This window comes from Microbacterium sp. Kw_RZR3, assembly GCF_029222405.1.
GTDB lineage: Bacteria > Actinomycetota > Actinomycetes > Actinomycetales > Microbacteriaceae > Microbacterium.
This window is the reverse complement of sequence record NZ_JARHXC010000276.1, coordinates 1-5,739: the sequence shown is the minus strand read 5'-3', so window position 1 is coordinate 5,739 and position 5,739 is coordinate 1. Positions and strand designations below refer to the sequence as shown.

At 68.3% G+C, this 5,739-nt stretch carries 8 protein-coding genes and 1 tRNA gene; 4 read left to right on the top strand and 5 right to left on the bottom strand.

Annotated elements, in window-relative coordinates; translation table 11 throughout:
- Positions 1-745 (bottom strand): alpha/beta hydrolase (locus P2P98_RS15450; protein WP_275801039.1); only part of this gene is annotated, 745 nt, incomplete at its 3' end.
- Positions 746-855: 110 nt separating this feature from the next.
- Here P2P98_RS15450 and P2P98_RS15445 point away from each other — a divergent pair.
- On the top strand, positions 856-1,293 hold the full coding sequence (locus P2P98_RS15445) for a VOC family protein (protein WP_275801038.1): 438 nt from the start codon (positions 856-858) through the stop codon (positions 1,291-1,293).
- A gap of 73 nt (positions 1,294-1,366) precedes the next feature.
- On the opposite strand, the gene P2P98_RS15440 is transcribed toward P2P98_RS15445, so the two are convergent.
- The 4 genes from P2P98_RS15440 to galU all read right to left on the bottom strand — a co-directional run bounded on the left by P2P98_RS15440 (position 1,367) and on the right by galU (position 4,295).
- Positions 1,367-1,442, bottom strand: a tRNA-Ala gene (locus P2P98_RS15440).
- 92 nt (positions 1,443-1,534) lie between these two features.
- Positions 1,535-2,584 (bottom strand): large exoprotein, encoded by a 1,050-nt coding sequence (locus tag P2P98_RS15435; RefSeq protein ID WP_275801036.1) that lies wholly within the window; start codon positions 2,582-2,584, stop codon positions 1,535-1,537.
- Between the two features lie 192 nt (positions 2,585-2,776).
- A complete protein-coding gene (locus P2P98_RS15430) occupies positions 2,777-3,400 on the bottom strand; it encodes a GNAT family protein (RefSeq protein WP_275801035.1) in 624 nt (207 codons plus the stop codon).
- Positions 3,401-3,404: 4 nt separating this feature from the next.
- Positions 3,405-4,295, bottom strand: coding sequence for a UTP--glucose-1-phosphate uridylyltransferase GalU (galU, locus tag P2P98_RS15425; RefSeq protein ID WP_275801034.1), 891 nt, complete (start codon positions 4,293-4,295; stop codon positions 3,405-3,407).
- A gap of 62 nt (positions 4,296-4,357) precedes the next feature.
- Here galU and P2P98_RS15420 point away from each other — a divergent pair, with 62 nt between their 5' ends.
- The 3 genes from P2P98_RS15420 to mscL are packed head-to-tail and all read left to right on the top strand — an operon-like array spanning position 4,358 to position 5,738.
- Positions 4,358-4,954 carry a 5-formyltetrahydrofolate cyclo-ligase gene (locus P2P98_RS15420; protein WP_275801033.1) on the top strand — a complete coding sequence of 199 codons (597 nt, stop codon included), beginning with the start codon at positions 4,358-4,360 and terminating at the stop codon, positions 4,952-4,954.
- A gap of 17 nt (positions 4,955-4,971) precedes the next feature.
- Positions 4,972-5,271, top strand: a complete 300-nt coding sequence (locus tag P2P98_RS15415) for an FmdB family zinc ribbon protein (protein ID WP_275801032.1) — start codon at positions 4,972-4,974, stop codon at positions 5,269-5,271.
- Between the two features lie 47 nt (positions 5,272-5,318).
- Positions 5,319-5,738, top strand: coding sequence for a large conductance mechanosensitive channel protein MscL (mscL, locus tag P2P98_RS15410; protein WP_058595036.1), 420 nt, complete (start codon positions 5,319-5,321; stop codon positions 5,736-5,738).
- Position 5,739: the final 1 nt, after the last annotated feature.

Sequence of the window (5,739 nt, the reverse complement as noted above, 5' to 3'; positions counted from 1 at the left end):
ATTCTTCGACCCGTGCCACGAACCGCGCCGGGTCAACGAGGTGCGGGTAGTGCGTCGGCGGCTGCCACACCTCGTGCACGGTGTGCGGGATCTCCTGCTGCAGCCACTCCGCGTACTCGGGACCCGCATCGAGCCCGGTGATGACGAGGTACGGGACGTCAGCAGGGATCCGGGTCAGGCTGGTCACGAGTTCCGACAGCTTCTCGGGAGAGTCTTCGAGCAGCGGCCGCCACATCCCGAGCACCACGTCCTGCTTCGGAGACCGGATGCCATCGACCCGCGCCATCTCGCCGGCATCCAGGCCGCCCGCCATCTGCGCGAACATCGCCTGGATGAACAGCGGGAAGCCGTCGCCGCGGAGCATCTCCTCGGCCTGCTGCACCTGCCCCTGCATCCCGGCCAGCTGCAGGGGCTGGTCGACGTTGACCACCGCGCGGGCGGGAAAGAGCGCTCCGTAGGCCGTCGCGACGATGCCGCCCATCGAGTGGCCGACGACCACCGGCAGCTCCGCGGGGATCACGTCGTTCTCGGCGAGCTGCGCCAGAGTCTCATGAACGTCGGCCGCGAGCGTAGGGATGTCGTACGGCTCCTCCGCCGCCGACGCGCCATGGCCGCGCAGATCGACCCGGACCACCGTGAAGCTGTCGGTCAGATCGACCGGATCCCAGCTGTGCCGGTCTTCGGTGATGCCGTGCAGGAGGACGAGCAGCGGGCCGGAACCCGACACGTCGTGGGCGAGGATCATGGCTTCTCCCTCAGGGGCGAGCGGGCTTTGCCCGAGCATATCCGGGTCTTCCCGCACCGAGCACGCCGGTCTAGGGTGAGGGCGAATCCCCCGATCAGAAGGATGCCTCGATGTCGACCTCTCTCGTCGTGTACGTCTCGTTCGCCGGTGCCGCCCGCGAGGCGATGACCTTCTACCAGTCGGTGTTCGGCGGCGAGCTGTCGATCCACACGTTCTCCGACTTCGGCATCCCCGACGCTCCCGCCGACGGAGTCATGCACTCCGAGCTCTCGGCCGACGGCTTCACGATCATGGGCGCCGACGGCTTCGAGGAACCCGCCGAGGGCTGGGGTAAGAGCCGCGTGCACGCCGCTTTCATGAGCGACGAGACGGACCGTGTCCGGGGCTTCTACGACCGCTTCGTCGACCGCGGCGCCCAGGTAACCCAGCCCCTCGAGAAGCAGGTCTGGGGCGACCTCTACGGCGAGATCATCGACCCGTGGGGCGTGGCGTGGATGTTCAACATCGCGGCGCCGGGTGGGTGGGCGGAAGGCAACGGAGAGGCCTGAGACACGAAGGCCGGCAGCCGCGTTCCTCGCAACGAGAAAGACCCCCGCCGGAGCGGGGGTCTTCTTGGCTATCTGGTGGACCTGAGGGGATTCGAACCCCTGACCTCCTCGATGCGAACGAGGCGCGCTACCAACTGCGCCACAGGCCCGGACAACTCCACAACACTATCACGCCGCGAGCCCGACGCCCGCGCGGAGCCGACCGCCCGGGCGCGTCATGCCGCGAACGGCATGCGGCCTGTCACTGACCCGACGCGCGACGCTCGAGCAGTCGGCGAACGTGGTCCTCGATCTCGGTGTCATCGACGTATCCCATCGCCGCGTACGGCGAGGGAGCAGCCGCCGGACGCGCGGTCTCGATTGGGGTCGGAGCCTGGGCAGCGGCGATCTCGCGGGCGGCCTCTTCGCGGGCGGCGGCACGCAGGGCCTCGCGGGCGAGCTGTTCGTCGACGACAGCCGCAGCGCGCGAGCCGGCCGAGGCGACGAGCGGCCGCGGGAGTTCGCGCGGCGTCCAGGTCTGACGCGGAGCAGGAGCCGCCGGAGCGAAGTCCTGCACCACCGCTGCCACGCGCTCCTCGGCGACGACCGCCGGGCGAGCGGCGCCGCGAGAGGCCACGACCGCGAGACGACGGAGAAGGAGAACGGATGCCACGACCCCGGTCGAACCCGCGATGAGCAGGACGGGTCCCCCACCGGCGACGACCATCACGGTTCCGGCAACGGCCGCGATCACGCCCGCGAGCGCGAAGACGGAGGTGGCGAGACGGAAGCGGCGACGAGCCTTGGCGCGACGCGCTTCGGGATGGGCGACCGCGGCAGCGCGCTCGGCACGTGCTCGCTCGATGGCCACCTCGCGTTCAGCGCGGGCCTTCTCGAGGGCGGCGGCTCGCTCGGCACGAGCGACGTGCACGGCGGCGGCGCGTTCCGCCCGCGCGAGTTCGAGGGCGGCAGCGCGCTGCTCTTTCACGAGATCACGGTCGCGGGCGTTCTCGAGGCGGGCGACCTCGAGTCGGGCCTTCGCCTCGGCGAGCTCGATCTCGGCCTTCTTGGCCTGCACCTGACGCGCGATCTTCTGCTGCTGGTGCGCCGTCCGCGCGGTGAGCTCGAGGTGGACCTCACGGGGCGTCTCCGCCGTCTCGGCGAGTACGCGGAGCGCCTGGTTGAGGCGGACGGCGTTGCGCTCGGCCGAGGTGAACCGGTGTCGGCTCTGCCATGACGGCAGAAGATAGACGAGCCACAGCGCGACCGCGACGAAGACGATCACCCCGCCACCGAGAACCTGTCCACCCATGTGAACACGGTAGGTCACGGGACGGTCACAGCTCGGCATCCCCGCGCGTGTCGTCGCTGACCGCGCGATCTCCCCTGACCAGCCCAGACTGCATCCAGCTGACATCTCCATTGCAGCCCGCAGTGGGAATGTCAGCGCGATGCAGTCTCGCCACGCGGGCGCGGGCGCGAGTGGTCGGGAGCGACCGAAAGACTAGAGCCGGTCGGCGGGTGGGACGCGAGCGGCGTCCGGCGGAACCTGGCCGCGCTCGTAGCGGTCGAGCACGCCGTGCGGGACCTCCTCGCGCACGAGCGCGAAGGCGTAGTGGTCGCGCCAATCACCGTCGATGTGGATGTATCGACGGCGCAGCCCCTCGTACCGGAACCCGAGCTTCTCGACGACCCGCAGGCTCGCGTGGTTCTCGGGACGGATGCAGATCTCGACCCGGTGCAGGTTCAGCGAGGTGAAGCAGATGTCGGTGGCCAACGCGACGCTGATCGTGGTGATGTTGCGTCCGGCGTACGGCTCCGCCACCCAATACCCGATCGTCGCGGACGCGAGCGAGCCGCGCGAGACACCCCACACGTTCAGCTGACCGGCGACCTCGTCGTTCCACTCCATGACGAAGGGAACGCCGACGCCGTCGCGGTATTGCTGCATGAGCCGCCGAATGCCGAGGCGCATGTCGAACGACACCGGACCATCGGGGCTCGTGGCCTCCCACGGCCGCAACCACGAGCGGTTGTCGATCAGCTGCTGCTGAAGGACGCGCGCATCGCGGTTGCGGATGAGACGGATCGACACCTCGCCGTGCCGTCGTGGGACGGAGAGATCCATGGGGTCAGAGACCCGCCGCGAACTCCTTGAACCACGGACGCAGCGCCGGGCCCAGGTCGTCGCGGTCCGCGGCGAGCTGGACGATCGCCTTGATGTAGTCGACGCGGTCGCCGGTGTCGTAGCGGCGACCGCGGAACACCACGCCGTACACGCCCCCACCGTCGCCGCCGCCGTTGGCGAGCTCTTCGAGCGCGTCGGTCAGCTGGATCTCGCCGCCCTTGCCGGGTTCGGTGTGCTCCAGGATGTCGAACACGTCGGGTCCGAGCACGTAGCGGCCGATGATGGCCAGGTTGGAGGGAGCGTCCTCGGCCTTCGGCTTCTCGACGAGCTGGGTGACCTTGACCACGCCGTCCTCTTCGGTGGGCTCGACCGCGGCGACACCGTAGAGGTGGATGTGCGCGGGGTCGACCTCCATCAGAGCGATGACGGTCGCGTTGCGCTTGTCGTACTGCTCCATCATCGTCGTGAGCAGCGGGTCGCGCTCGTCGATGAGGTCGTCGCCGAGAAGGACCGCGAAGGGGTGGTCGCCCACGTGGCTGCGCGCGCGGAGAACGGCGTGACCGAGGCCCTTGGGCTCGCCCTGGCGCACCATGTGCACGTCGGCGAGGTCGGAGGAGTGCTCGACCTTGGCGAGCTTGTCGCTGTCGCCCTTTTCGCGAAGCTTCGCTTCGAGCTCGGGCATCGAGTCGAAGTGATTGGCGATGTTGTTCTTGTTGCGGCCGATGATGATCAGGACATCGTCGATACCGGCGCCGGTGGCCTCTTCGACGACGTACTGAATGGCCGGCTTGTCGACGACCGGCAGCATCTCCTTCGGCATGGCCTTGGTGGCCGGGAGGAAGCGCGTACCGAGTCCTGCGGCCGGAATGACGGCCTTGAAGGGCTTATGAGGCATGGGCATACCCTACTGGTCTCCTGTGACGGCGGCGTGACGGGACGCGCACTTACACTTACTGCATGCCCGACAGCATCGAGCAGGCCAAGCGCGCATTACGCGCCGATCTTCGCGAACGACGACAGATCATTTCTTCGCACGCGCGCGAAATCGCCGAGGACGGCGTCAAAGAACAGCTCGACGCCCTGGTCGAAAGGCTCGGCGCACGCAGCATTTCGTGTTTTCTGTCCACGACCACCGAACCCGGCACGCACGCCTTCGTCGCCGGTGCGGTGGCGCGCGGCATCCGGGTCCTTCTTCCGATCACGCGCGAAGACGGGCTGCTCGATTGGGCGGTCGCCACGCCCGACGCCGACATCGCCGAGGGACTGTTCGGCCTCCCCGAACCCGTCGGCGACGTGCTCGGACCGATCGCCGTGAACGACGTCGATCTGCTCGTCATCCCCGCGGCGGCGGTCGACCGGCGAGGGATGCGCCTCGGCTGGGGCCGCGGCTACTTCGACAAGACCCTCGGCTCGATGGAGAAGTGCCCTCCCGTCTACGCCGTCATCTTCGACTCCGAATTCGTCGACGACGTTCCGCGCGACGTGCACGACCAGCCCGTCTCGGGCATCGTGACCCCGACGCGCACGGTGCGCATCGCCGCCTCCCCCGCCTGACACCCGAAAGAAGCACCATGCCCACCTACTCGTATGCCTGCAAGCAGTGCGGACACCGTTTCGACGCCGTCCAGTCGTTCTCCGACGCGGCCCTCACCGAATGCCCCGAGTGCGGCGGAGACCTCCGCAAGCAGTACGGGTCGATCGGCGTGACGTTCAACGGGTCGGGCTTCTACCGCACCGACTCCCGGAGCTCGTCGAGCAGCTCGTCCAGCAGCGGGTCGTCGAGCGGGTCGTCGAGCTCGGCCGGCGCAAGCGGTGGCGGATCGTCGTCGACCTCGTCATCATCGACATCGACGGCTTCGTCGTCGTCCTGACGCGTCGCCCCTCGCCAGCAGACCCTCGACCCCCCAGGAGACCAAACGTGATCAAGGGATTCAAAGAGTTCATCCTCCGCGGCAACGTGATCGATCTCGCGGTCGCCGTCGTCATCGGTGCAGCCTTCACGGCGATCGTCAACGCGATCGTCCAGGGCTTCATCAATCCCCTCATCGGATTCGTGTTCCAGATCGGTGATCTGACGAACCTCAACCTCTCGGTTCCGACGATCTTCGGCGGCATCGCGACATTCGAGTTCGGGTCGATCCTCGTCGCCGTCATCAACTTCCTCGCGGTCGCCGCGATCGTGTACTTCGTGTTCGTCTTCCCGATGAACCGCTGGAAGGAGCGCGCCGCCGCTCGCGCCGGCGTCACCGACGCGGCATCCGAAGAGCCCAAGCTCCCCACCGAGCAGGAGCTCCTCGTGCAGATCCGCGACCTCCTGGAGCGCCAGAACAAGGCCTGAC

What these genes read in the sequence shown, in the direction of transcription:
- P2P98_RS15445 (WP_275801038.1), top strand. Translation starts at nt 856, where the DNA reads ATGTCGACCTCTCTCGTCGTGTACGTCTCGTTCGCCGGTGCCGCCCGC.
- P2P98_RS15435 (WP_275801036.1), bottom strand. Translation starts at nt 2,584, where the DNA reads ATGGGTGGACAGGTTCTCGGTGGCGGGGTGATCGTCTTCGTCGCGGTC.
- P2P98_RS15430 (WP_275801035.1), bottom strand. Translation starts at nt 3,400, where the DNA reads ATGGATCTCTCCGTCCCACGACGGCACGGCGAGGTGTCGATCCGTCTC.
- galU (WP_275801034.1), bottom strand. Translation starts at nt 4,295, where the DNA reads ATGCCTCATAAGCCCTTCAAGGCCGTCATTCCGGCCGCAGGACTCGGT.
- P2P98_RS15420 (WP_275801033.1), top strand. Translation starts at nt 4,358, where the DNA reads ATGCCCGACAGCATCGAGCAGGCCAAGCGCGCATTACGCGCCGATCTT.
- P2P98_RS15415 (WP_275801032.1), top strand. Translation starts at nt 4,972, where the DNA reads ATGCCCACCTACTCGTATGCCTGCAAGCAGTGCGGACACCGTTTCGAC.